Raw genomic sequence first — 24134 nt, forward strand, 5'->3', positions numbered from 1 at the left:
GGGCAGGGAGATGGCCCGCCACGAGATTCTCGCCAAGCGCGTCAAGATCGACGTCTATTTCGCCGATCCGCACAGCCCCTGGCAGCGGCCGACCAACGAGAATACCAACGGCTTGATCCGCGAGTATCTTCCCAAAGGGCTGGATTTGGCGCCGATCTCCCAAGGCTACCTCAACGCCATTGCCCGACAATTAAACAACCGCCCGCGCAAATGCCTCGACTTTGAAACACCAGCGGAGGTCTTTGCGAGGGAAATCATGAACTTTCAACCCAGTGTTGCACTTCAGACTTGAAACCGCCCTGCCAAATCGGAGCCGCCATGAACGGCGGCCTTGAGCGGTTCTGGGGAGCTGACTACGACCATAATCCCCCGCTGACCGACGAGGCTCTGCATCACGCGGAGCAGTTCCTCAGGGTTAGATTTCCCTCTGAGTTGGTTACTCTGTGGCGGATACAGAACGGAGGGTATACGCAGGGATTCGTATATCCGACCCGACAACGCACTACCTGGGCTGAAGATCATGTTCCCCTTGATGAACTGTTTGGAATTGGGGCGTCGGCCACACCATCAGGCATTCACAACGTTCTCAACAGCAAGTACATGATTGCCGAGTGGGGGCTGCCATCAAACCAAGTCTTGCTTGCTGGGGAGGGCCATTGGTGGATCGCATTGGACTATCGAAGGAGCAGCGACCCATGTGTTAGGTGGCTCGATGTTGACGCCGGGCAAGACATTGAACTGGCACCGACGTTTAGCCTTTTTTGTATGGGCTTGTCCCGGAGAATGCTGGAGCGTGGAGTTTGATCCAATCATGCGGAAGACTGCTGACCACAGGATGGTGGAGACGATGAGATATCGGATTTATAGAGTTTCAATTGTACGCAGCGTGTTGACGGTCTGGGGTGTTGGCTATTTCATTGGATTTCCTATACTTGGTATCATGCATCTGTTTGCCAGTTTTGGAGCTCGTCCCAATTATCAGCCTTTGCAGCTTGATCAGATCATCATCATCCCTTTAATTGTTTCTCTCATTTTTCTTGTGCTGGCCTTGGTTGGCTCAGTCGTTTACAACATCTTTGCAAAGTTTGGTGCGGCGATCGAGGTTCAGTTGAAAGATGTCGGTGATGTCTGACAAGTCTCGAACTCGCGCGTGTCGGTACTCTCTTCTTTCTCACTACTATTGCGTTTGTTATGCCTTGCAGCTTCGAGCGCCAGACGGTCAGCAATACCCTGCTGAAGGTGTGGATGATGATGCTTGAAGCCATGAGAGGACTTTTCTGGCGCATCCCAGCAGCCCTCAGCCTGATCCTGGCGGGCTGCATCCCATACCCGGTTTACAAGACCCTGCAGCCTGCGGCAACGCTTACCGTCCTTGATGAATCGAGTTCGCCGGTCGTGGGTGCCGAGGTGCAACTTGTTGCGAATGCCTACCCGTATGGTTGGGAGAGGAGTCGCAAGATCAAGACGACGGGGGCCGATGGGGTGGCGCGATTCGAGTCGCACCGACAATGGAGAATGGAATCCCTGATGCTTCATGGCTTCCAGGTCTTCTTCTGGAACTGGTGTGTCCGCCGGGACGGGTATGCAAGCTTCTTTACCGCGCATGGCAACGCAAGTGAGTTTAAAGATGTTCTCACTGTGCAGTTGGTCCCAGGCGTCAGCACGCCATGCCCAGAGGCGTTCCGCTAACAGCGCCTTTCCAGAGGATCAGGAAGGCCCGGCTCGCATCGATGACGCTGGGGCTGGCCTGTGTAGCCGTAGAACTGGCTGATCCTGCCCGGCTGGGAGAGGCGCGGGATAGCCGGTGCTGGCGCGCGAAGCGCATAGGGCATCAACACGGGCCGTCAAGATCGCGAACGATGGCCCATGCTGGCGTTCGCGTTGAACCGCCAGTCAGGCGACAGAGCCGTTCCGGACCTGCGGTGTTGGCAAGCGCTCGTCTGTTTTACGGAATTGGTTTTGGAGGGCTTGGCGCCCACTCCGGGTATTCCGGCAAGCCACTGGTGATGGGCCACCAGCTTGCCTTTGAACTTGTGAATGCATGGAATGCGAGTTGCGCCTTCACGGGCTCTTGAAGCAGACCGGCCCTGATTCGTACTACATCTGGCAGCGAATCACGCTTGCTGAAAACAGGTGACCCGCAAACCTTGCAGAATGCGCGGATCTTGCCTGGTGAGGACTCGTAAATTTGCAGCAGATCCTCACCGCGCTGGAAGGTCAGCGCACTGACTTCAACGGGTATGTTGGTTGCGACCGGGCCACCCTGGGCCTGTCGACACTGAGCGCAGTGGCACACCTGAATAGGCTCAAGTGCCCCGGTGATTGTGAAGCTGATGCCTCCGCAGAGGCAGGATCCCTGATGTTTGATGCTCATACTGTTTTCAAAGCCGGTGTAGGTCGGGTGAGCGCAGCGTAACCCGACATCGCATGATCTGTCCCGCTCGTGTTCCAACACGTCGGCAACGATCTGGATGCGATTAGCAATAGCACCACCGGGGTGTATGGTGTATTGGTTGCCGATAGGGAATGTCGGGTTACGCTGCGCTAACCCGACCTCCCAGGCTCAATGAACTGCTTCACTCCCCGTCCTTTCCGCCGCACTCCGGCAAGCCCCAGGCCCAACCCGGGAATGCAAAAAGGGTATGACATCAAAACATGTCATACCCTTTTCTTTTGAAGCAAGCGTCTACGAAGAGTCCAGCGTGGTCTACATGCTTCCCAGACGCGTCAACATGCTTCGCAGCGGTCGCTGGGAAGCATGTTGACGTCGCTGCATTGAATCCATCGCAGTCAACATTCAATCCAGCGGCGTCTACTTGATACAAATCGTCTTCTGCATGCCATCCAGAGGCCTCTGGATGCTTCACAGGCGCCGCTGGGAAGCGTCTGTCCGGTGATGGCAGGCAGCGGGGCAGGGCGGGGCGGCATGTGCCGCCCGCCTTGGGTCACGAATGCGCCAGCGCCCGTCCCCTGGCCTTCTCTTCGCTCCCCACGCCCAGCCACACCGCCAGGGCGGGCAGCAGGAAGATCGCGCCGAGCACGTTCACCAGGAACATGAAGGCCAGCAGGATGCCCATGTCGGCCTGGAACTTGAGGGTGGAGAAGACCCAGGTGCCGACGCCGATGGACATGGTGACGGCGGTGAACACGGCGGCGGTGCCGCGTTGGCGCATGGCTTCGTAGAAGGCTTCGCGGAGGGGCAGGCCGTTGTGGGCCATTTCGTGCTGGAGGCGTTCGTAGATGTAGATGCCGTAGTCGACGCCCACGCCGACGCCGAGGGCGATGACGGGGAGGGTGGCGACCTTGAGGCCGATGCCGAGGAGGGCCATCAGTGCATTGCACATGATGGTGACGATGACCAGGGGGACGATCACACACAGCACGGCGCGCCAGGACTGGAAGGTGAGCCAGCACAGCAGGGTGATGGCGCCGAAGATGGAGGCGAGCATCTGGATCTCGGCGTGCTCGACGGCTTCGTTGGTGGCGGCGGCGACACCGGCGTTGCCGCCGCCGAGGCGGAAGCGGGTGCCGGGGGTGTGGTCGGCGTCGATGAAGCGCTGCACTTCCTTCACCACGTGGGCGAGGGTGGGGCCTTGATGGTCCTTGAGGTACACCTGCAGGTTGATCGTCTTGCAGCCCTGGGTGTTGAGGCCGAGGCTGGGGTTGGCGGCGCGGCCGCCGGTGCGCAGGGCGGCTTCGGAGCGTTGCAGGGCGGCCCAGCGGGGGTTGGCTTCGTTGTTGCCGGCCACATACAGTTTGGCGAGGCCCGCCACGGTGGATACGGACTGCACGCCCACCACGCCGCGCATGTGCAGGTCGAAGCGTTCGACCGCGTTCATCACCTCCCAGCTCAGGCAGGCTTCTGCGTGGCCCTCGGTGTCCACATACACCGACAGCACGTCCATGCCGATGGAGTAGTCGTGGATGATCTGCCGGTTGTCCTGGTTGTAGCGGGACTCGGCGCGCAGCTCGGGCACGCCGCTGCCCACGTCGCCGGTCTGCAGCTGGCGTGATTGCCAGGTGGCGGCGGCGAGGAGGGCCAGGGTGACGGCAATGCTGAGCATGGCCGGCAGCGGGCGCGACAGGGCCGACAGGCGCCACCACAGGGCGTGACGCCGGCCGTTGTCGGCGCTGCGCCCGAGGGCGGCACGCTCCAGGTGCAGGTGCGACAGGATGATGGGCATGAACATCTTGTTGGTCATGATCATCATGGCCACCCCCAGGCAGGCCGTGATGCCCAGCTCGCGCACGATGGGGATGTCGATGAGCATGATGACCAGGAAGCCCAGGGCATTGGCCAGCAGGGCCATGGTGCCGGGGATGGCGAGCTTGCGGAAGGCGCCTTCGGCGGCGTCGAGGGCGGTCTGCCCGTCGAGCACGTCCTGCTTCCAGGCGTTGGTCATCTGCACCGCGTGGGACACGCCGATGGAGAAGATCAGGAAGGGCACCAGCACCGACATGGGGTCGATGCCGTAGCCGATGAGGGGCAGGATGCCGAGCAGCCACACCACCGGCAGCAGGGCCACGGTGATGGCCAGCAGGGTGAGCTTGATGGAGCGGGAGTACAACCACAGCAGCACGGTGGTGACGCCGAAGGCGACGACGAAGAACAGCAGCACCGTGGTGAGGCCCTCCATCACGTCGCCCATCACCTTGGCGAAGCCGACGATGTGGATGTCCACCTGCTCATTGGCGTGGGCCGCGCGGATCGCCTCCAGCTTGCCGGCCACCGAGGCGTAGTCGAGCTTCTCGCCGGTCTGCGGGTCGGTCTCGAGGAGGTCGGCCTGCACCAGGGCGGATTTGAGATCGTTGCCCACCAGGCGCCCGATCTGCCCGGACTTGGCCACGTTGGCGCGCACCTGGGCCAGGCTCTCCGGGTCGGCGTTGAACTGGGCGGGGATCACCACGTCGCCGTTGAAGCCCTCTTCGGTGACTTCGATGAAGCGCACGTTGGGCGTGAACAGGGAGCGCAGCTCGCCGCGGTTGACGCCCGGGATGAAGAAGACCTCGTCGCTCACCTTCTGCAAGGCCTTCATGAAGACGGGGTTGTAGATGTCGCCCTCGCCCTTCCAGCGCACGCTCACCATCACCCGGTTGGCGCCCGAGAAGATGTTGCCGTACTGCAGGAAGGCCTGCATGTAGGGGTGGGACATGGGGATCAGCTTGTTGAAGCCGGGGTCGAGCCGCGTGTTGAGGGCCGAATAGCCGAAGCCCAGGGTCAGCAGCAGGAAGAGGGCGCCGAGGGGCCGCCGCCAGGCGATCAGCATGCGGGCCAGGAAGGCCACCAGGGCGTCGGTACGGGTCATGGCGTGATGGGTCATCAGGAGGCTCCGGTGGGGGTGGGCACGCCGGCGCGGCCCTGGGTGGCGGCGGCGCTATGGGTGGCCGGCTTGTAGCGTTGCAGGCCGCCGTCGCTGCTGAGCAGCAGGCTGCCGTCGCCGAGGCGGTTGATGCCGGTGAGGCTGGCCCGCCCTTCCTTGCGGATCACCTGGAAGCTGCGCCCCTGGTCGTGGCTGGCGAGCAGGATGCCGCCCTGGCCAGCCAGCAACAGCAGGCGGCCGTCGTCGCCCAGGCTGTGGGCGTAGGTGGATATGGGCGCCTGCACGCTGGAGGCCTGCCAGCTGCGCCCGCCGTCGTCGCTGTAATGCACCTTGCCGCGCATGCCGTAGGCCACCCAGGTGCCGGAGGCCAGCTGCACGGCACCGTAGATCGAGCCCTTGTAGAAAGGCGGCACCACCGCCCAGCTGGCGCCGCCGTCGTCGGAGCGCAGCACGCTGCCGGCTTCGCCGGTGATCAGCCACTGCCTGCCATCGGCCGAGCCGTTGATGCTGTTGAGGTGCCAGTCGCTGAGGCCGGGGATCACATGGGGCTGCCAGCTGCGGCCATCGTCCAGCGAGTGCAGTACACGCCCGAAGGCGCCCACCGCCAGCCACTCGCCGGAGGGCAGGCGGGCGGCGCTCATCAGCGGTTCGCCGTTGCTCTTCTCGAAAGCGCTCTCTTCCCAGCTCAGGCCTCCGTCGGTGCTGCGCAGGATCCAGCCTTCGTGGCCCAGGGCCAGGCCGGTGCCGTTGGCGGCAAACACGGTGCGGGTGATGGGGGCCTGGCGGCTCTGCGGCAGATGGGCCGCCTGCCAGCTCATGCCATCGTCCCGCGATACCAGGATCTGCCCCAGCTCGCCGGCGGCCACCAGGCCGGCGCTGCTGCGGGCCAGGCTGTTGAGCTGCATCGTGTCCACCGGGATCCGGGTCTGCTCGAACTGCGGCATGCTGCGGGGCGAAAAAGCGTAGAGGCCGGCGGCCGCCACAATGGCGGTCACCGCCACGCCGACACGTGTGCGCATGGTTGTCTCCTTCTGTACGGGGGCCGCGGGGCCCGATGGCGGGTGCTGCTTCAGGTCCAGCCATTATTGGCAGGCGGTTTTCCGGGGCATCGTCCAAAAGGGTTACGGTCGGCTCACTGTCGGGCCGGGGGCCATCCGTCCAGCCTGGATTCGTTAGTCCGTTCAGACGATGAGTCCGGGCTCTCCGCTGTGGAACTCTTCTTCCATCGAAGTGTTTGACTCGCCGGGGTATTTCCGCCGCCGGCACACAGGAGGAGGAAGACCATGGATGCAGTACATAAAGAGCTGTTGATGGACGCGTTTGCCGACGACTACATGACGCCGGAGGCGATCGAGCTGGTGGCGCGTGCGCGCGCCCTGGCCCCCAAACTGGCCGAGCGCGCCCGCGAGGCCGAGCGCCAGGGCAAGGTGCCGGTGGAGACGGTGCGCGAGATGCAGGAGGCCGGCCTCTTCCGCGTGCTGCAGCCCAAGCGCTGGGGCGGCTACGAACTGGACCCGCGGGTCTTCTACCGGGTGCAGATGGCGCTGGCCGAGAGCTGCATGTCCACCGCCTGGATCTACGGCGTGATCGGGGTGCACAACTGGCAGCTGCCGCTCTTCCCCGACCAGGCCCAGCAGGACGTGTGGGGCGCCAACAGCGCCACCCGCATCGCCTCCACCTACATGCCCACCGGCAAGGCCGAGAAGGTGGAGGGCGGCTACCGCTTCTCCGGCCGCTGGGGCTTCTCCAGCGGTGTCGAGCACTGCGAATGGATCTTCCTGGGCGGCCTGCTGCCCAAACGCGACGGCAGCGAAGGCTTCGAGCACACCACCTTCCTGCTGCCCAAGGCGGATTACCGCGTCGAGCACAACTGGGACGTGCTCGGCCTGCGCGCCACCGGCAGCCACGACATTGTTGTAGACGGCGCCTTCGTGCCGGAGCACCGCACCCAGCGCACCAACGACCACAGCGATGCCGGCTGCCCCGGCCGCGAGGCCAACCCGGGCTGGCTGTACCGCATCCCCTTCACCCAGGTGTTCCAGCGCGCCGTGTCGTCGGCCTGCCTGGGCGCCCTGGACGGCGCCATCGCCGAATTCCGCAGCCGCGCCGCCGCCCACGTGGGCAAGCACGGCGCCAAGACGGCCGAGGACGTGAATGCCCAGCAGGCGGTGAGCGAAGCCATGATGACCAGCGATCAGCTCAAGCTGGTGCTGTTCCGCAACTACGCCCGCATTGTCGAGTGCGCCCGCAGCGACGACCGCATGCCGGTGGAAGAGCGCCTGATGCAGCGCGCCCAGGCCGCCCAGGTGCCCAAGCAGTGCGCCACGGCCCTCAGCGAGCTGATGCGCGCCTGCGCGGCCTCCGGCACCTACAAGAGCAACCCGATCGAACGCATCTTCCGCGACATCCACCAGGCCCGCGGCCACATCGCCAACAACACCGACACCTACGCGCGCATCCACGGCGCGGTGATGCTCGGCCTGTCCAACCCGGACCCCTTCGTCTGACTCAGCCTGGCTGACCTTCCCCAGCCGCCGGCTGCCGCGCCCATGACTTCTGCCCGCTACCACCGCCTCACGGTCCAGGCCGTGACCGAAGAGACCGCCGACGCCCGCTCGATCACCCTTGCCGTGCCCGACGCGCTGGCCGACAGCTTCCGCTACCGACCGGGGCAGTTCCTCACCCTGCGCCTGGCCGTGGGCGGGCGGCATCTGCCGCGCTGCTATTCGATGTCGAGCACGCCGGGGCTGGATGCGGCCCTGCGCGTGACGGTCAAGCGGGTGGCCGGCGGGCGCGGCTCCAGCTGGTTGTGCGAACAGCTGCGCCCCGGCGACAGCCTGGAGGTGATGGCGCCGGCCGGCGTGTTCACCCCGGCCGTGCTGGACGGCGATTTTGTGCTGGCGGCGGGCGGCAGCGGCATCACCCCGGTGTTCTCGATCCTGCGTGCCGTGCTGGCACAGGGCGGGGGGGCCGGCACGGGCCGCATCCGCCTGATCTATGCCAACCGCGACGAGGGCTCGGTGATCTTCCGCGATGCCCTCAAGGCCCTGGCCGCGGCCCACCCGGCGCGGCTGCAGGTGATCCACTGGCTGGACTCGGTGCAGGGCACGCCCGGCGTGGCGCAACTGGCCGAGTTCGGCCGCGGCTTCGAGCAGGCCCAGGCCTTCATCTGCGGCCCCGGGCCGTTCATGGACGCGATGGCCAGCGCCCTGGCCCAGGCCGGGTTGGCGGAGTCGCGCATCCATGTGGAGCGCTTCATCTCGCTGCCGGACGAAGAGGACGCGCAGCCCATCGAGGCGGCCACCCCACCAGCGGTGGACAGCGCCCAGGTGAGCCTGCTGCTCGACGGCAGCGAACACCGCTTTGCCTGCGGCGGCAGCGAAACCCTGCTGGACGCGGCCGAGCGCCACGGGCTGAGCCTGCCCCAGTCGTGCCGGGTGGGCATGTGTGCGTCCTGCATGTGTCAGGTGGAGGAGGGCGAGGTGGTGCTGCATCACAACGAGGCGTTGGACGCCCGCGATCTGGCGCGCCGGTGGACCCTGGCCTGCCAGGCCACGCCGGCCACGCCGCAACTACGCATCAAGTTTCCGGGCTGATCCAGCCCCCAGGAAGACAAGAGGAGAACCCATGAAAGTACTGGTCCCGGTGAAACGGGTAGTGGATTACAACGTCAAGGTGCGCGTGCGCAGTGACAACAGCGGCGTGGATCTGAACGGCGTGAAGATGGCGATCAACCCCTTCGACGAGATCGCCGTGGAAGAGGCCGTGCGCCTGCGCGAGAACCAGCTGGCCTCCGAGGTGATCGTGGTGAGCTGCGGCAGTGCGGCCAGCCAGGAGACCCTGCGCACCGCCCTGGCGATGGGCGCCGACCGGGCGATCCTGGTCGAGTCGGACGCCGAACTGCAACCCCTGGCCGTGGCCCGCCTGCTCAAGGCCGTGGCCGACCGGGAGCAGCCCGGGTTGGTGATCTGCGGCAAGCAGGCCATCGACGACGATGCCAACCAGACGGGCCAGATGCTGGCCGCCCTGATGGGCGTCGGCCAGGCCACCTTCGCCTCCAGGCTGGTGGTGGAGGGCAGTGCGATCCAGGTGACCCGCGAAGTGGACGGCGGCCTGGAGACCCTGGCCCTCAAGCTGCCGGCGGTGGTCACCGCCGACCTGCGCCTCAACGAACCGCGCTACGCCACCCTGCCCAACATCATGAAGGCCAAGAAGAAACCCCTGGAGGCTCTGCCGGCCGCCAGCCTGGGCGTAGACATCGCCCCGCGCCTGCGCCATGGCCGCCACGAGGAGCCGGCCCCGCGCAAGGGCGGCGTCAAGGTGGCGGATGTGGCCGAGCTGGTGGGCAAGCTGAAGAACGAAGCGAAAGTGATTTGAGGACGATGCACATGAAGACGCTAGTGATTGCCGAACACGACAACACCCGCCTGGCCGGCGCCACGCGCCATGCCGTGACGGCCGCCGCCCTGCTGGGCGGCGAGGTGGAGCTGCTGGTCGCCGGGGACAACTGTGGTGCCGTGGTCGACGAGGCTGCCCGGGTGGCCGGCGTGAGCCGCGTGATCCGCGTGGAGGCGCCGTTCTACCGGGATCTGCTGGCCGAGAATCTGGCGGCCCTGGTGCTTTCTCTGGTACAACTAAAGTTATACGGTAACGTGTTGGCGGGCAGCTCGGCCTGGGGCAAGAACCTGGCCCCGCGCATTGCCGCGCTGCTGGATGTGGCGCAGGTGTCCGACGTGGTGAAGATCAGCGGGCGGGGGTGTTACCAGCGCCCCATCTACGCGGGTAATGTGCTGGTCGGCGTGGAGTCCGACGAGGCGGTGCAGGTGCTGACGGTGCGCACCACGGCCTTCGACAGCGCGGGCGATGTCGCTGTCGATGGCGCCCCGGCGCCAGTCGAGGTGGCGGAGGCGGGGCCGGATCTGGGCCTGAGCACGCTGCTCCGGCGCGAAATCAGCCGCTCCGAGCGGCCCGAGCTCGGCGCTGCAAAGATTGTGGTGTCGGGTGGCCGCGGGCTGGGCAATGGCGACAACTACCAGCGCGTGCTCACCCCGCTGGCAGACAGGCTGGGCGCCGCGCTCGGCGCATCCCGTGCGGCGGTGGACGCGGGCTATGTGCCGAATGACTACCAGGTCGGCCAGACGGGCAAGATCGTCGCCCCCGGGCTGTATGTGGCAGTGGGTATCTCCGGTGCCATCCAGCACCTGGCCGGCATGAAGGATTCTGGCGTGATCGTGGCCATCAACAAGGACCCGGACGCGCCGATCTTCCAGGTGGCCGACTACGGGCTGGTGGCCGACCTCTTCGAGGCAGTGCCTGCCCTGACCGCGACGCTGTGACCGATGCCCGTGCTCCGCAAGGGGCACAGGCCGGGTTGGAACATATAAATATAAAAGTGGAAGGGGACGCAGCGTGGCCAGCATCAATCTCGACATGGACGTATACGACCGTATCGTCAACGCCCTCTACGAGGCGGCCCTGGACAGCCGGCGCTGGGGTACGGCCCTGGAGCACTTCCGGGAGCTGTTCAAGGCCAACTATGTGACCCTGATCCTCAAGGTGCCGGACCTCTCCGACACCGGCCTGATGATCTCGGTGGGGGAACTGCCCGGCGGCATCGGCGGCAAGGTGGTCTATCACACCTACCAGCACACCGCGACGCCCTTCGTGAACCAGCCGGCCGACAAGGTGTTCACGGTGGACGACCTGATGACCGAGGCGGAATGGCGCAAGGCGCCGTACTACATCCACTGGTGCCAGCCCTACCAGGTCTTCCATGTGATGGGGGCAGACATCTCGACGCCCGAATCCGGCAAGCTGCGCTTCCGCATCACCCGCCCCGAACATGTGGCCGGCTTCTCGCAGGAGGAGCGCCAGCTCTGCGAGGCGCTGCTGCCCCACCTGCGCCGGGCCCTGCACATGCACAACCTGCTGGACCGCAGCGAGTCCCTGGGCATGCTCTATTCCAAGGCCATCGGCCGGCTGTCGGTGGCCACCATCGTCCTTGACGAGACGGGCAGGGTGCTGGACCAGAACCTGATCGCCCAGGAGATCCTCGACAGCGGCGACGGCCTCAAGCTGGTCGGCGGGCGCCTGGAGGCCACCTACCCGAGTGACAACCGGGCCCTGCAGCAGCTCATCCGCAATGCCTTCGCCCATCAGCCGGGAGACCGGGTGATCCCGTCCGAAGCCATGTCCATCGCGCGCCCCTCGGGGCAGGTGAGCCTGGGTGTGGTGATCGAGCAGGTGCCGTCGAGCGAGTGGGCCGAGGGCAAGGGCAAGCCGTCGGTGGTGATCTACCTGCGCGACGCGGCCGGCAAGTCGCTGGCCAGCACGGCGGTGGCCAAGCAGCTCTTCAACCTGACCCCGGCAGAGACGGCGCTGGCGATGGAGCTGACCAACGGCTTGTCGCTGGAAGAGGCCGCCGAAGCCCTCAACATCCGCCGCAACACGGCCCGCGCTCACCTGCGCTCGATCTTCTCCAAGACCGGCGTGCGCCGCCAGACCGAGCTGGTGCGCATCATGCTCAACAGTGTGGCGGCGCTAAGTCACCGCTAAGTCACCGCTAAGCCACCGCTGATGCAGCGCTGAGCCTCCCCGCCAGCGCCCATTAGTCCGGCCGGACGATGCCGGCGCGGCGGGCTCCTCCGATACTTGAGCATCACGCAAGCGGGCGTTTGCTGCCCGGGATGCCGCGTGTTTGCCCCTGGTTTGCCCGCAGTTTACCCATTTCCCCGATTTGCCCTTTCAAGGAGACTCCCCATGCCCACCACCGTCGTCACCGGCTCCGCCTCCGGCATTGGCGCCGCTGTCCGCCAGCAGCTGCAGGCCGCCGGCCATCGCGTCATCGGCATCGACCGGGCCGGGGCCGACATCGTTGCCGACCTGTCCACCGCCAGCGGCCGGCAGGCCGCGCTGGCCGCCGCCATCGACGCCTGTGATGGCGTGCTGGACGGCCTGGTGTGCTGCGCCGGAGTGGGGGTGACGGCACCGTCCAGCGGCCTGATCGTGGCGGTGAACTACTTCGGCATGAGCACCCTGGTGGATGGGCTGGCCGATTGCCTGCTGCAAGGGCAGCAGCCCGCCGTGCTGCTGGTGGGCTCGGTGGCGGCAGCGCAGCCGGGCGTCGAACAGATTCCCCTTGTGGAGTCTTTGCTGGCCGGCGACGAGAGCCGGGCGGTGGCCGAGGCCGACGCCATGGCCCAGCCGGCGGCTGCCTATGCCGCATCCAAGTTTGCGATCGCCGCCTACGCGCGCAGGAAGGCGGTGGAGTGGGGCCCGCGCGGCATCCGCCTCAACGTGGTGGCGCCGGGCGCCGTCGAGACGCCGCTGCACAAGGCCTCCCTGGACGACCCGCGCTATGGCCAGGCGGTGAAGAACTTCGTGGCCCCCCTCGGCCGTGCCGGCCAGCCGGACGAGATCGCCCGGGTGGTGGCCTTCCTGCAATCCCCGGCGGCCAGCTTCGTGCATGGCACGGTGATGTTCGTGGATGGCGGCATGGACGCGATGGTCCGCCCCAAGCGCTTCTGACTGCGCACGGATTGAACGGGAACAGTGTATGAGCAGCGAACGCGAATCGATGGAGTTTGATGTGCTGATCGTCGGCGCCGGCCCGGCCGGGCTCGCCGCGGCGATCCGGCTGAAGCAGCAGGCCGCCGCGGTGGGCAGCGAGGTGTCGGTCTGCGTCATTGAGAAGGGTGCCGAGGTCGGCGCCCACATCTTGTCCGGTGCGGTGATGGACCCGCGCGCCCTGGATGAACTGCTGCCCGACTGGAAGGCCCTGGGGGCGCCGCTGGACACGCCGGTGGGCGAAGACAAGGTGCTCTTCCTCAGCGCCACCGGCGCCCGTCAGGTCCCGCACGCCCTGCTGCCGGATTGTCTGACCAACGAGGGCAACTACATCGTGCGCCTGGGCAGCCTGGTGCGCTGGCTCGGCGAGCAGGCCGAAGCCCTGGGGGTAGAGATCTACCCCGGCTTCGCCGGCGCCGAGTTGCTGCATGACGAGGCGGGTGCGGTGATCGGCGTGGCGACCGGCGACATGGGCCTGACCCGCAATGGGGAGCCCGGCCCGGCCTACCAGCCGGGCATGGCGCTGCATGCGGCCTACACCCTGTTCGCCGAAGGCTGCCGCGGCCACCTGGGCAAGCAGCTGGAGGCGCGCCACCGGCTGCGCGACAACAGCGATCCGCAGACTTTCGGCATCGGCATCAAGGAGCTGTGGGAAGTCCCCGCGGCCGTCCATCAGGCCGGCCTGGTGGTGCACACCACCGGCTGGCCGCTGCAGTCGGACACCTACGGCGGTGGCTTTGCCTACCATCTGGAGGGCGGGCTGGTGGCGGTGGGCCATGTGGTCGGCCTGGATTACACCAATCCCCACCTGTCACCCTTCGAGGAGTTCCAGCGCTTCAAGACCCATCCGGCCATCCGCTGCTACCTGGAGGGCGGCAAGCGCCTGGCCTATGGTGCCCGCGCCATTGCCGCGGGCGGGCTGCAGAGCCTGCCGACGCTGGTCTTTCCGGGGGGCGCGCTGATCGGCGACGACGCAGGCTTCCTCAACGCGGCGCGCATCAAGGGCAGCCATGGCGCCATCAAGTCCGGCATGCTCGCGGCCGAGGCCGCCTTTGCCGCCCTTGCCCAGGGGCGCCGGCAGGATGTGCTGGCAGCCTATCCCGCCGCCTTCCGCGGATCGTGGCTGCACGCCGAACTCCACGCCACCCGCAACTTCAAGCCCTACATGAAGAAGGGCCGCTGGCTGGGCTCGCTGCTCTTCGGGCTGGACCAGAAGCTGCTGCGTGGCAAGGCACCGTGGACCCTGCGCAACCGCGCCGACCACGACACACTGCGGCCCGCCGCGGAATGCCCGCGCATCGATTACCCCAGGCCCGACGGCCGCTTGAGCTTCGACCGCCTGTCGTCGGTGTTCCTGTCCAACACGAATCACGAAGAGGAACAGCCCTGCCACCTGCAGCTGGGCGACCCCGAGACGCCGATCCGCGTCAACCTGGCCCGCTTCAATGCGCCGGAGACCCGCTACTGCCCGGCCGGTGTGTATGAGATCGTGGAGGAGGGTGGGGAGGGCAATGAGGTCGCCGGGCCGCGTCTGCAGATCAACAGCCAGAACTGCATCCACTGCAAGACCTGCGACATCAAGGACCCCACCCAGAACATCACCTGGGTGACGCCCCAGGGTGGGGAAGGGCCGATCTACCAGGGCATGTAGCACCCGTTTCGGGAGAATGTCGGATCAGACGGGTGTGGAGTGAAAGTCCTCCCTCTCCTCAATAGTTTCCCATGCCCGCGACATTCTCCCTTTTTAACAAGCCTGCACACCTTGCCACGCGCCCGCCATTCATCTGGCCGACAGATTGACGGCCGTCACGAGCACCTTGCTGTGTGTGCATGCCGTATTGCTGCACACGCCGGCCAGCCAGACTTCGCCATTGCCGAACATGGCACCGCTGGCGTTCTGGAAGAGCGTCTGCGGATCCTGTGCCACGACCACCGCCCTCACGTGCGGTGTGAATACCTTGCTGTAAGAGGCAACAAACCGGGCTCTTGAAACGTAGCGCGGCTTGCGGTGCTCCTCATTGACCCGCAGCGGGAAGGACACCAGATCGGCAACCGTTGCCGGCTGCCCTGCGGCGACGGCCGCCTGAAGCTTTTGAGTAAATGCCACCAGCTGGGCCGAACTCACGCCGGCCGGGCCGGGCTCGTCCTGCGCATGGGCCAGGCCAAGGGCGCAGATAAGGCAGGCGGCAAGCGCAAGGCTACGCGTCCTGATTGGCTGTCTGACGTTTTTCATGGGCTCCCCTCGTAGCGCCTGGATGTGGCTGGCGAGCTTATCAGGCTTTCCTTCCGTGCCCTGCTCGCGCAAGCCCCCGTGGGGGCTCGGGGGCTGTGGCCGGCCTACTCGGGCAAATGGCACACCGCTTCGATGTTGTTGCCCTCGGGGTCGATGACGAAGGCGCCATAGTAGTGAGGGTGATAGTCGGGGCGGAGGCCCGGTGCGCCATTGTCCTTTCCGCCGGCGCTGAGCGCTGCGTGGTAGAAGGCATCCACTTGCGCACGGTTTTCTGCACGCCACGCCAGGTGGCAACCCGTGGTTGCGGGCGGGCCACCGTAGGGTGAGGGGCCGTCGATGAACCAGACATCGGCTTTCTTGCCATCCGGTTCGGAAGGGTCGGGGTAGGCAAACCCCAGGATGTTCATGCCGTAGTTGCCCTCGAAGGCCAGGGTATAGCCCAGCGGCGCAAGGGCCGCGCTGTAAAAGGCCTTGGCGCGGCCCATGTCGACGACGCGGAAAGTCATGTGATCAAGCACGATGAGTCACTCCTGAAGTGGGTTAGGCTTATGTGTTGTACATATATGACTGTATACATGTACAGCTACTCTGGCAAGCAGCCTGTTGCTTCATGTTCAGCGTGCAGATCATCAGCACATCACCTCAAGCCTGCCAGATCGGGCAAGAGGCAAGGCCTTCACGCGGCAGGCGATACAGGCAATGCATGCGTAGCGGACTGCCTTCGGGCACTTGAGGGTGCTCAAAGCTGCCTGATTCGCGCATGCCGAGCCTTTCCATGACAGCCCGGGAGCGTTGATTCACGACGGCGGTGAAAGACACGATCTCCTGAAGAGCGAGCGTTCCAAAGCCGAAGCGGAGGACTTCCCGCGCGGCCTCGGTGGCCAGCCCCTTGCCCCAGTGAGGACATGCAAGACGCCAGCCAATCTCCACGCAGGGAGAGAAGGGAAGTTCGGCGGACGGGATGTGGAGGCCGACGAATCCGATGAGCTCGCGCGAGTCCTTCAACTCCGCGGCCATGAAGCCCCAGCCACGCTCAGCGATCAAGGACTCGCAGCGATCGGCCAGTGCATCGCTTTCTGTACGGGCAAGCCGCGCAGGGAAGAACTCCATGACCCGCGGGTCTGCGTTCAGCGCCGCAAACGGAGCCCGATCCGCGGGCTTCCACTGGCGCAGGACGAGGCGCCCGGTTTCAAATTCGATCAGCTCAGGCATCAACGCACGCCTTCAGGGCCTCGACATCTGCCGACACGATGATGGCGAGGTGTTTGGAGATCTTTTCAATCGGCCAGTCCCACCAGGCGATTTCCTCAAGCGCCGATATGGCTTCTTGCGGGAAACGTTCCTTGATGAGCCTTGCCGGGTTGCCGCCGACGACGGTGTAGGGCGGTACATCGGCGACCACCACGGAGCGTGAGGAGATGATTGCGCCATTGCCGATCTTCACGCCGGGCATGATGAGGCAGTCATACCCTATCCAGACGTCGTTTCCAACCACCGTGTCGCCTTTGTAGGGAAGCTCGCCGGCCTGGGGCATGACCTTCTCCCATCCGTTGCCGAAAATCTGGAACGGGTAGGTGGAGATGCCGGAGATCTTGTGGTTTGCGCCGTTCATGATGAATTTGACGCCACGGGCTATGGCGCAGAACTTGCCGATGACCAGCCGGTCGCCAATGAACGGAAAGTGGTAGAGGACATTGCGTTCAAAGTTCTCCGGATCATCCGGGTCATCGTAGTAGGTGTAATCCCCGATGAGGATGTTCGGATTGGAAACAGTGTTCTTGATGAAACACACCTGCGGAAAACCCGCCATCGGGTGCTTGTCCTGGGGGCTTGGGCCGTTCAAGGGGGCTCCTGTCGGGATGTCTGATCGTTGTCGCTGGCTGTCCGTGTTGAGAGGAGTGGCGATCACTTCCTGCAATTGCACTCCTGGACGATGGTTTGCAGCTTCTTTGTGTAGGCTGCCGTTGCCTGTTCGACGATCGGGCTGTAGAGGGTCTGGAAATGCTGTGAGAACCTGGCCAGTGCCTGGCGCGAGGCGCCCACCTCTTTCTGCGCAAGGGGGGAGGTGTAATGTTCGAGAAGTCGGTCAAGCTCTTCGTCGTTGAACGACTCTCCATAGTACTGGGCCCAGGCATTCACGATCTCCTGGGCTCCCCATGGGGGCTGGACGGCAGTGGTGAACTCTTCGACTGCAAGTTGCAGCTGCGTGCGGAATTGCTCGTTCAAGTTCAGACCATTCAGCATTTGATCCTGCATTTCCCTGGCTTGCCGCTGGCTGTATTCGCGCCCGGCGCTGAGTTGCTGTTCAAACGTGACGACCAGCCCCTGGGCGTCCATCAAGGCCTTTATCTTGTCGCCGCGCTGATCGGCATGGGCAGGGTGGCAGATCACGAGCGCCGCAAGGGAGGCGAGCAGGATGCGTTTCATGGTGGTTTTCCGGATTTATGAGGAATGGATTGAACCCTACATCCTTTTTCATGACAAGTGGCATCGGCGGGGCCGTGTGTGGGCGGGAGAAGATGGAGCTGCGTAAGTGAGTTATGCCACTGCAGATGTGAGTTAACGGAGTCCGTATGTCAGTTAACGAACCTCGGATGTCAGTTAACGAACCTCGGATGTCAGTTAACGGAGTGCGGATGTCAGTTAACGGACTCAGGATGTCAGTTAACGAGATGCGTATCTCAGTTAACGGACCCAGGATGTCAGTTAACCAGTTCGTTAACTGACATCCGCGGGCGCGGATTTGAGTTCCGGGCTGCCAGATTTGAGTTCCGGCATGGCGGATGTGAGATACGGGGGGGCTTGAGTCAGTTCGGCGGGGCTGGAGGTGACATTCTTGATGCCTTGACAGGGTCTGGCGGTGGCGGGCCTGACAAAAAAGAACCCCCGCGGGCCTGGGCCGGCGGGGGTTCTTTTGCATGGTGGGGCAGATCCGGGGTTTGCGGCCCCTGGGTGGGTGCCCGTGGGGTCAGTAGATCTCCCGCGTCTCCAGGAACTTGATGTCGGGGAAGCGTTCCTGGGCCATCTGCAGGTTGACCCGGTTGGGGGCGAGGTAGACGTAGTCGCCGTTGCCGTCGAGGGCGATGTTGGCGGGGGATTTGTCTGCCAGGGTCTTGAGGTCGGCGTCGGAGCCGCGCAGCCAGCGGGCGGTGGCGTAGCTGCAGGATTCGAACATGACGTCCACGCCGTATTCGAACTCCAGCCGGTGGGCCACCACGTCAAACTGCAGGGTGCCGACGGCGCCGAGGATCAGTTCGTTGGTGGTGGTGGGGCGGAAGAGCTGGGTGGCGCCTTCCTGGGCGAGCTGCTCAAGGCCTTTCTGCAGCTGCTTCATCTTGAGCGGGTTCTTGATCTGGGCGCGGCGGAAGTACTCCGGCGCGAAGCTGGGGATGCCGGTGAATTGCAGGTCTTCGCCTTCGGTGAAGGTGTCGCCGAGGTGGATGGTGCCGTGGTTGGGGATGCCGATGATGTCGCCGGCCCAGGCTTCGTCGGTGGTGTTGCGGTCTTGCGCCATGAAGGTGATGGCGTTGTTGATGGCCAGGCTCTTGCCGGTGGACACCTGCTTGAGCTTGCCGCCGCGTTCGAAGCGGCCAGCGCAGACGCGGATGAAGGCGATGCGGTCGCGGTGCTTCGGGTCCATGTTGGCCTGGATCTTGAAGACGAAGCCGGAGAATTTGTCTTCGTCGGGCTGCACCTGGCGGGTCTTGGACGGGCGGGCGAGGGGGGCGGGGGAGAGGTCCACCACGGCATCGAGGAGGCTCTGCACGCCGAAGTTGTTCACCGCCGAGCCGAAGAACACCGGGCATTGCTTGCCGCCCAGGTAGGCGTCGCGGTCGAAGGTGTGGGAGGCGCCGCGGACCAGTTCGATGTCCAGGCGCAGCTCTTCGGCCTGTTCGCCGATCACTTCGTCGAGGCGCGGGTTGTCGAGGCCCTGGATGATCTCCGAGGTGCCTTTCTCGGCCTGCGGGTCGAAGAACTGGATGCTGTCGTTGTAGAGGTGGTACACGCCGCGGAAGCGCTTGCCCATGCCGATCGGCCAGGTCATGGGGGCGCACTGGATGCCGAGCACGGATTCGATTTCGTCGAGCAGCTCGATGGGCTCGCGGCCTTCCCGGTCGAGCTTGTTGATGAAGGTGACGATGGGCGTGTCGCGCAGGCGGCAGACGTTGAGCAGCTTGATGGTCTGGGCTTCCACGCCGTTCACCGAGTCGATGACCATGACCGCCGAGTCCACCGCAGTGAGGGTGCGGTAGGTGTCTTCGGAGAAGTCTTCGTGGCCCGGGGTGTCGAGCAGGTTGATGACGCAGTCGCGGTAGGGGAACTGCATGACCGAGGAGGTGACCGAGATGCCGCGCTGCTTTTCCAGCTCCATCCAGTCGGAGGTGGCATGGCGCGCGGCCTTGCGGGCACGGATCTCGCCGGCGACCTGGATGGCGCCACCGAACCACAGGAGCTTTTCGGTGAGCGTGGTCTTGCCCGCGTCGGGGTGGGAGATGATCGCAAAGGTGCGACGGCGGGCGATTTCCTGGGTGGCGGCCATGGTGCGATGCGTAATGCTGAAAAGCCCGCGATTATACAAGGCCTTGCGTGTTCGCCCCAGCCCGATGAGGGGTCTTGTGGAATGCCGCGGACGGGGTTCAGAACTCCAGCAGCATCAGGCGCCGGCCGCCGGCCTCGCGCTTGCCCATGAGGCGGAAGCCGAGGCGGGCGAAGCGGCGGCTGCGGGCGGTGGAGACGAGCAGCCGGCCGCTGCCGAAGGTTTCCATGACCCAGGCGATGCGGGCGCTGATGAGGGCCCGGGCCACACCCTGGCCGCGTGAGTGTTCGGCCACTGCGGAGAGGTAGAGGATGTGGCTGTCGCTGGCCCAGTCGGCGGCTTTGACGCCGCCCACGCCGACCACCTCGCCCGCCCGCAGGGCGATGAAGAAGCGGCGGTAGAAGGGCAGGCCGGCGGGCTGCAGCTGCGACAGGATGCGCGCCCGCCCGTAGCGTTCCGGGTCATTGAAGGCGGCCTCCAGGATCACTGCGGCGGCTTCCCGGGCGGCCTCGTCGAGGCTGTCCAGGGTGGTGATGGTGAATGTGTCCGTGATGCTGGTCTCCCGCTCCGGCCACCTGGCCGGTTCGGGCACCATTCAATCCGTTCTGTATTGCAGGGGTGTTGCGGGAGGATGTTGCGGCGGGCTGCCGCGGGGAGATCAGGGCACCACGAAGAAACGGTACTTGCGGGGCAGGTTGCTGCGGACCTGGATGCTGCCACCGGCCATGCGCCCGGCGGCGGCAGGGTCGCGCGTGAACACCTTGACCCGGGCCGAGGGCGTGGCCAGCAGTTTGTCGGCATCGCAGAGGATGACGCCGCCCTGCATCTGGCGGCTGACGCAGTGGGACAACCAGCCCGGGCCCTGGAGCGGTGGTTCGGGTGGGGCCTCTTCGACGATCACCTCCACATCCTTGCCGCCGGAGCGGATGGTGCTTGTGGCGGGGGGCGTGACGGGCTTGGTGTCCTTGTCGCTGCGGGGCGGGCGCGGCTTGGCCTGCTGTCCTGCCGGGGCGGGGCGGCTGCCCGCGCTTTCGTCGGACGTGGCAGGAGCGGCCACCGGACTTTCAGGGGCGGTCGACACCTTTCCGGTGGCGCAGGCGGCAAGCAGGCAGGCCGCGGCGATGGGCGTGAGGACGGTGCGCGCGCGGAGGATGTGTAAAACGGACATGGCTGCAATCGCGTTGAATCGCGGCGATCTTATCACGCCCGTCGGACCTGCCCGCCGCCGCTGGTCGGACAGCGCTTACGGCAGCCAGGCCAGGTAGTACAGGTCGGCAAAGCTGGAGATGCTGTCCACGTCCATCTTGCCGTCATTGTTGGTGTCGGTCTCCAGGCGCACGGTGCCAGGCCCCAGGTAGCTGATGTACTGGGCGCTGTTGCGGCCGCGGATCAGGAGCTTGCCGCCGAAGATGCGCCCGGTGGTGTCGGCAAGCAGGGTCTGGGAGGTGCTTAGCTCGACCTTGCCCTGCGCGGCCGGGAAGTCGAGGTTCATGCTCTGGGTGACGGTGTAGGCAAAGCCGTCGCTGCGGGTGGTGTAGCCCAGGTCGAGGTTGAGGGTGGTGAGGCTGGCGCGCTTGCCCGTGACATTGAAGTTGTGGGTCAGGCTATTGGTGCGCAGCCACCCGGTTTCGGGCTGGCCGGGGCTGCGGGACTGGAAGAAGCGTGCTTCGCCCTGAGTGGAGACCAGATTGTCGGGCAGCCCGGAGCGCAGGTCGACATAGCGCAGGGTGGCGGTGAGCGTGCCGTGGGTGGCCGGGTCGCCGGTGACTTCGCTCAGATCGAGGCTCATCACGCCGTTGAGGGGGTCGTTCCGGCTGACGCAGTTGGTGTAGCCCAGATCGAGACGGTCGCCTGCCGTGTAGGTGCCCGGATTGGCCACCGTGGCGATGATGTCGATGGAGCCGCTCACCGCACAGCTGACGCGCCCCCGGTAGGGGCCCGCGGGCTGGTCCGCGGCGGCGCTGGTGAGCGCCTGGGCGTGGGCCAGGGCCTGCTGGGTAAGGATGCCCAGCTGGGCGCCGCCCTGGGCGGGCTGGGAGAGCTGCTCGTCGATCACATCCGCCGAGACGCGTGCGTCACGCAGCATGCTGGTGGTGGAGTCCACCGATACCAGTGAGAGGATGGCTGCAGCCTTGGTGTTGCCGATGGTGAAGCCGAGCAGGCCGCTGCCGACGGAGGGGTTTGTGTCGTCGCCTTTGCTGTCACCGCCCCCGCCACCGCAGGCACTGAGGAGTACGGTGAGGACTAGCGGAGTGAGCTGGAGTGGGGAACGCATCGTCATGGGGGGCTGAGGGTGGTGTGGATGCGATGCGATTATAGGGAAGCCACTCCGGGCTGCCTGTTGGCAAGTTCATTGTCATTGTTCGCGTTTTGTGCTTGTACGCATCCGCGCAGCCATGGGATCACCAACTCAGCGCGAGGCCGAGGCCAGCCGACCAGCGCCGGGTTTCGGGCTGGCTGATGGTGCCCGCTGGCATGCCACCGTTGTTGTAGGGGCGGGAGTCGCTGCGTGGGGTGTGGAGGTATTCGAAGCGGGGGAGCCACTCCAGGCGGAGGGCATGGGTGTGGCCGGTGACGGGGAATCTGCCCTGAAGATGCAGACCAGACCCGCTGTTGGACGGGAAGGTCACGGTGTCGACGGCGCCGCGGGACGAAACTGATTGGGACCCACCGAGCCCGAGCAGCAGCTCGGCCTGGATGCTGCCCCAGGACGCGTCGCGGCGGATGCCGAGGGTTCCGTAATCGTGGCGATAGTCTTCGTCGAGGCCAAGTACGGCACCGCGGCCGGAGATCCGGCGGTTGCGCTTTTCTTCGAGCCAGCCGACCAGGACGTTCAGGCCGTCCTGTAAGGGGTAGACATAGGACACCGCGTGGCGCAGGGTTCGCAGGCGTGTGGTGCTGGTGAACCCGGCGCCGCGCTGGGTTTGTCCGTCGTAGTCGAGTTCGCCGCTGGAGGCGGACAGTGCCAGGTGCAGGGCGCCATGGGGCATGGGCAGGCTGATGCGCCCGGTGAGCGACGGCAGGTTTCCCCGTTCTTCAACGAGGGTGTGTCCGTTACGGGTTTCGCTGAGGGCCTGGTGCTCGGCGAGCAGGATGAGTTCGTAGCGTGCAGGGGGGGACTCTGCGCGAAGATGCGGGGTGATGAGCAGCCCACAACATCCGATGAGGATCATGGTGCTGCTTGTCTGCGCCTTGTGCCCGGTACGAGGTGGCTTTTTGGGGTAGCGATGGTGTGTCACGATTCAGAGGGCACCTGCCGGTTCGAGGTGAGGGCCGGTGCCCCGAACCGGATCTTGATTACCAGAGGGGGGTAATGAATGCTTCGTAAGTGGTCGTGGTTTGTACCTCGTACTTGCCGTCGTTGTCGGTGTCGGGCTGATACTGGACGAGGGGGGTGCTGTTGGAGGAGGGCTGCAGATAGCTCAGCATCAGCTTGCTGCCAGCACCCGCGAGGTTGATGGAGCCGCTCTTGATGATTCCGTTCGGATTCTGGGCAAGGGGCTGGACCGTGGTGACCGCGAACCGGCCCTTGAGCTTCGGGAAGTTGGCGGATGCTGTCTGCGTGATGCTGTAGATGGTCTCGAAGCTGTCGTCCCTGAAAGTGACCTCCAGTCCGGTGGTCTTGAGGACGCTCTTCACCTCACCGCGCAGGATGTCGTACGTGAAGCCATCGGACTTGACCCAGCCGGAGCCCCTGGAGAGGCTGGTTGCCTTGCGATAGGCCTGTACCGTCCCGTTCATGGAGGTGCTGCTGGATTCGTAGCGGTACTGCAGGTTCGAGAAGGTTGTGGTGGCCTTGATCGCCTGCTCGCTTTCGAAGAGGCCGCTGGCCTCATTGATGACGATGCTGATGCTGCCGGTGATGGTGACGCCCTGTTCAACGCAGTTGTTGTAGCGGACGTTGGACTTGTCGCCGGAGGATACGTTGATGGGCTGAGAGGATTCGGTGGTGATGACGTAATTTCCGGAGACACTGCAGTTGACAGTCTCCCCGCCGGTGAAGGCGCCCACCGGAGTGGTGGTGGATGTGCTTGATGTGCGGTCAAGTGCGTGATCGATGGCACGGAAGGTGAGGTCGACCAGGCTGGGGACGCGTACCTCCGGGCCCGATGAAAGCGCTGCGCCGACAAGCGTTTCACCGGCAACGGCGCTCAGGCTGAGTCCGTTACCCACCACCAGGTGCCCCAGGCTTGCCACCTGGCTCGTGTTGTCGCCGGTGATTGCGATCTCGGTTTCGGAGGGAGAGGGGGCAGCGGGGGTTTGCGTGCCACTACCTGCGGCGGTGCTGCTTCCACCCCCACCGCCTCCTCCACAGGCAGTGAGCATTGCGCAGGCGAGCGCACCGATGGCGAACGGGATTTTATTGGTGTACATGTCATGTCCTCCTTTGTGGAGGTCAGATAGTACATTTACATATGTCTTGTGTATTTGTGATTGATCCCGGGGGGCGTTAAATCTTGTGGCCTGCGGGGCGCGC

25 protein-coding genes are annotated in these 24134 nt (G+C 65.1%); 11 read left to right on the forward strand and 14 right to left on the reverse strand.

From position 1 onward, the window contains the following. From HHL15_RS18880 to HHL15_RS18895, 4 genes are all read left to right on the forward strand, one after another. Positions 1 to 292, forward strand: a 292-nt coding sequence (locus tag HHL15_RS18880; protein WP_169147364.1) for an IS30 family transposase, incomplete at its 5' end; no start/stop codon positions are given. Positions 293 to 318: 26 nt separating this feature from the next. Continuing rightward, entirely contained in the window at positions 319 to 804 is a 486-nt protein-coding gene (locus HHL15_RS27025) for an SMI1/KNR4 family protein (protein ID WP_169147365.1), read from the forward strand. Continuing rightward, positions 713 to 1132 carry a hypothetical protein gene (locus HHL15_RS18890; protein WP_169147363.1) on the forward strand — a complete coding sequence of 140 codons (420 nt, stop codon included), beginning with the start codon at positions 713 to 715 and terminating at the stop codon, positions 1130 to 1132. Before HHL15_RS27025 ends, HHL15_RS18890 begins: the two co-directional genes overlap by 92 nt. Before the next feature lie 113 nt (positions 1133 to 1245). After that, positions 1246 to 1689 carry a YajG family lipoprotein gene (locus tag HHL15_RS18895; protein WP_169147366.1) on the forward strand — a complete coding sequence of 148 codons (444 nt, stop codon included), beginning with the start codon at positions 1246 to 1248 and terminating at the stop codon, positions 1687 to 1689. A gap of 256 nt (positions 1690 to 1945) precedes the next feature. On the opposite strand, the gene HHL15_RS27030 is transcribed toward HHL15_RS18895, so the two are convergent. The 3 genes from HHL15_RS27030 to HHL15_RS18910 form a co-directional block, all read right to left on the reverse strand. Further along, entirely contained in the window at positions 1946 to 2374 is a 429-nt protein-coding gene (locus HHL15_RS27030) for a GFA family protein (protein WP_169147367.1), read from the reverse strand. 571 nt (positions 2375 to 2945) lie between these two features. After that, on the reverse strand, positions 2946 to 5321 hold the full coding sequence (locus HHL15_RS18905; protein ID WP_169147368.1) for an efflux RND transporter permease subunit: 2376 nt from the start codon (positions 5319 to 5321) through the stop codon (positions 2946 to 2948). Continuing rightward, a complete protein-coding gene (locus HHL15_RS18910; protein WP_235943512.1) occupies positions 5321 to 6340 on the reverse strand; it encodes a WD40/YVTN/BNR-like repeat-containing protein in 1020 nt (339 codons plus the stop codon). Before HHL15_RS18910 ends, HHL15_RS18905 begins: the two co-directional genes overlap by 1 nt. A 264-nt stretch (positions 6341 to 6604) precedes the next feature. On the opposite strand from HHL15_RS18910, the gene HHL15_RS18915 reads away from it, so the two are divergent. The 7 genes from HHL15_RS18915 to HHL15_RS18945 all read left to right on the forward strand — a co-directional run bounded on the left by HHL15_RS18915 (position 6605) and on the right by HHL15_RS18945 (position 14538). Continuing rightward, entirely contained in the window at positions 6605 to 7828 is a 1224-nt protein-coding gene (locus tag HHL15_RS18915; protein WP_169147369.1) for an acyl-CoA dehydrogenase family protein, read from the forward strand. 42 nt (positions 7829 to 7870) lie between these two features. Next, entirely contained in the window at positions 7871 to 8917 is a 1047-nt protein-coding gene (locus HHL15_RS18920; protein WP_169147370.1) for a ferredoxin--NADP reductase, read from the forward strand. A gap of 31 nt (positions 8918 to 8948) precedes the next feature. Next, positions 8949 to 9698 (forward strand): electron transfer flavoprotein subunit beta/FixA family protein, encoded by a 750-nt coding sequence (locus HHL15_RS18925; RefSeq protein ID WP_169147371.1) that lies wholly within the window; start codon positions 8949 to 8951, stop codon positions 9696 to 9698. 11 nt (positions 9699 to 9709) lie between these two features. Then, on the forward strand, positions 9710 to 10657 hold the full coding sequence (locus HHL15_RS18930) for an electron transfer flavoprotein subunit alpha/FixB family protein (protein ID WP_169147372.1): 948 nt from the start codon (positions 9710 to 9712) through the stop codon (positions 10655 to 10657). Between the two features lie 73 nt (positions 10658 to 10730). Then, positions 10731 to 11876: a helix-turn-helix transcriptional regulator gene (locus HHL15_RS18935; protein ID WP_169147373.1), complete on the forward strand. Its 1146-nt coding sequence runs from the start codon at positions 10731 to 10733 to the stop codon at positions 11874 to 11876. 204 nt (positions 11877 to 12080) lie between these two features. Then, positions 12081 to 12848: an SDR family oxidoreductase gene (locus tag HHL15_RS18940; protein WP_169147374.1), complete on the forward strand. Its 768-nt coding sequence runs from the start codon at positions 12081 to 12083 to the stop codon at positions 12846 to 12848. 28 nt (positions 12849 to 12876) lie between these two features. Beyond that, positions 12877 to 14538 carry an electron transfer flavoprotein-ubiquinone oxidoreductase gene (locus tag HHL15_RS18945; RefSeq protein WP_235943514.1) on the forward strand — a complete coding sequence of 554 codons (1662 nt, stop codon included), beginning with the start codon at positions 12877 to 12879 and terminating at the stop codon, positions 14536 to 14538. A 129-nt stretch (positions 14539 to 14667) separates the two neighbouring features. On the opposite strand, the gene HHL15_RS18950 is transcribed toward HHL15_RS18945, so the two are convergent. From HHL15_RS18950 to HHL15_RS19000, 11 genes are all read right to left on the reverse strand, one after another. Then, positions 14668 to 15120: a hypothetical protein gene (locus tag HHL15_RS18950; RefSeq protein WP_169147375.1), complete on the reverse strand. Its 453-nt coding sequence runs from the start codon at positions 15118 to 15120 to the stop codon at positions 14668 to 14670. A 104-nt stretch (positions 15121 to 15224) separates the two neighbouring features. Beyond that, positions 15225 to 15638, reverse strand: a complete 414-nt coding sequence (locus tag HHL15_RS18955) for a VOC family protein (protein WP_169147376.1) — start codon at positions 15636 to 15638, stop codon at positions 15225 to 15227. Positions 15639 to 15762: 124 nt separating this feature from the next. Continuing rightward, complete coding sequence (locus HHL15_RS18960; protein WP_169147377.1) at positions 15763 to 16332, reverse strand: GNAT family N-acetyltransferase; 570 nt, start codon at positions 16330 to 16332, stop codon at positions 15763 to 15765. Beyond that, positions 16325 to 16963: a Vat family streptogramin A O-acetyltransferase gene (locus HHL15_RS18965; RefSeq protein WP_169147447.1), complete on the reverse strand. Its 639-nt coding sequence runs from the start codon at positions 16961 to 16963 to the stop codon at positions 16325 to 16327. Before HHL15_RS18965 ends, HHL15_RS18960 begins: the two co-directional genes overlap by 8 nt. A 62-nt stretch (positions 16964 to 17025) precedes the next feature. Continuing rightward, on the reverse strand, positions 17026 to 17547 hold the full coding sequence (locus HHL15_RS18970; RefSeq protein WP_169147378.1) for a DUF2059 domain-containing protein: 522 nt from the start codon (positions 17545 to 17547) through the stop codon (positions 17026 to 17028). 541 nt (positions 17548 to 18088) lie between these two features. Beyond that, positions 18089 to 19660: a peptide chain release factor 3 gene (locus tag HHL15_RS18975; RefSeq protein ID WP_169147379.1), complete on the reverse strand. Its 1572-nt coding sequence runs from the start codon at positions 19658 to 19660 to the stop codon at positions 18089 to 18091. A 97-nt stretch (positions 19661 to 19757) separates the two neighbouring features. Next, entirely contained in the window at positions 19758 to 20252 is a 495-nt protein-coding gene (locus tag HHL15_RS18980; RefSeq protein WP_169147380.1) for a GNAT family N-acetyltransferase, read from the reverse strand. Between the two features lie 63 nt (positions 20253 to 20315). After that, a complete protein-coding gene (locus HHL15_RS18985) occupies positions 20316 to 20825 on the reverse strand; it encodes a hypothetical protein (protein ID WP_169147381.1) in 510 nt (169 codons plus the stop codon). Positions 20826 to 20900: 75 nt separating this feature from the next. Further along, a complete protein-coding gene (locus tag HHL15_RS18990) occupies positions 20901 to 21938 on the reverse strand; it encodes a hypothetical protein (RefSeq protein WP_169147382.1) in 1038 nt (345 codons plus the stop codon). Positions 21939 to 22059: 121 nt separating this feature from the next. Continuing rightward, complete coding sequence (locus HHL15_RS18995) at positions 22060 to 22830, reverse strand: hypothetical protein (protein WP_169147383.1); 771 nt, start codon at positions 22828 to 22830, stop codon at positions 22060 to 22062. Positions 22831 to 22954: 124 nt separating this feature from the next. After that, entirely contained in the window at positions 22955 to 24031 is a 1077-nt protein-coding gene (locus HHL15_RS19000) for a hypothetical protein (RefSeq protein WP_169147384.1), read from the reverse strand. Positions 24032 to 24134 lie beyond the last annotated feature (103 nt).

The organism is Zoogloea dura, assembly GCF_012927165.1.
GTDB classification, from domain to species: Bacteria; Pseudomonadota; Gammaproteobacteria; order Burkholderiales; family Rhodocyclaceae; genus Zoogloea; species Zoogloea dura.